The following is a 980-nucleotide window of genomic DNA, read 5'->3' as shown; positions in this document are numbered from 1 at the left end:
GCATTTCATTCTTCATGTCTTTGCTTTTTTTATGTACCATCGGTTTTATTGCGTTATGTTCTGTTATGAAGCCTCTTGCTGCCGCCAGTATCATGTTTTTAATTTGTCTTTCTCTTGCGGGATTAGGTCTTATTATCAGTCGCGTTCTCAAAACTTATCAACGCTATGACCAACAAAAAAAGACAGAAGAACAACGCCACAAACTCATGACAGATGCGACTGTTTCCAGTCTTGCAGCTCTCAGTCAACATCTCCCTTTTGCCAAATTGGGTGTTCCCATTCTCGGACTTGCAACTTATTTTTTGTGGAAAAAAGATAAAAAAGACCGCTTTTCAGAGTAAAATATGTAAAGCTGTCACTCTAAATCCCCCTCTCAATGTGCTTTCTTTTGTTATAAAAGAAAGCACATTTTTTTCCTCATAGTCTCTTTAGCTTCTTCAAATACCTGAAAAAAATCCCCTTCATTTTGCTAAAAATTCCATAGAACCGCTACACTCTCTTTCAGATTGCAACCCATTTTTCATGAACATAACAACATAAGGCAATGCTTGCATTAGAAGTCCTAGTTTAATTCGAAGCCATTTATTGTTTTTTGAAGGAAATGATGTTCCGTTTCTGCCTTTCTCTATATTTTCATAAGCTTTTTTCAGAACCAAAGGTCACGTCATCGATTTGAATTTATAAAGCAAAAATATTCCCCGTATGAAAATTCTTTTTTCAAAAAATCTGAAATTTTTACCGATAAGAAAGTTGTAAAAACGTCCATTACACAACAAAAATTTATCAACTCTGATACGAATAGAACAGAGGTCATACCTACAATTCACGTCACAGAAAAAATAAAGAAAGAAAATTTTATAGAAATATTTGCTGATGGCATTCAAGCAATTTGTAATTTATCTCGTACAGGACATCGTGCTTTGATAATAGTTTTAGAAGAATATCGATCTAATAAATCAACAAACGAAGATCCCAGCAGC

General features: G+C 34.3%; 1 protein-coding gene. It reads left to right on the top strand.

Annotated features, from left to right (window positions below; all coding sequences use genetic code 11):
* A partial coding sequence (locus ACFIL8_RS11070) for a hypothetical protein (protein WP_375689840.1) occupies nucleotides 1-341 on the top strand: 341 nt, incomplete at its 5' end.
* Between the last annotated feature and the right edge of the window lie 639 nt (nucleotides 342-980).

Source organism: Bartonella sp. AP57NXGY (genome assembly GCF_042195805.1).
Classification (GTDB): domain Bacteria; phylum Pseudomonadota; class Alphaproteobacteria; order Rhizobiales; family Rhizobiaceae; genus Bartonella.
Note: the sequence above shows the minus strand (reverse complement) of the source record. Positions and strands in the feature narration are given on the sequence as shown.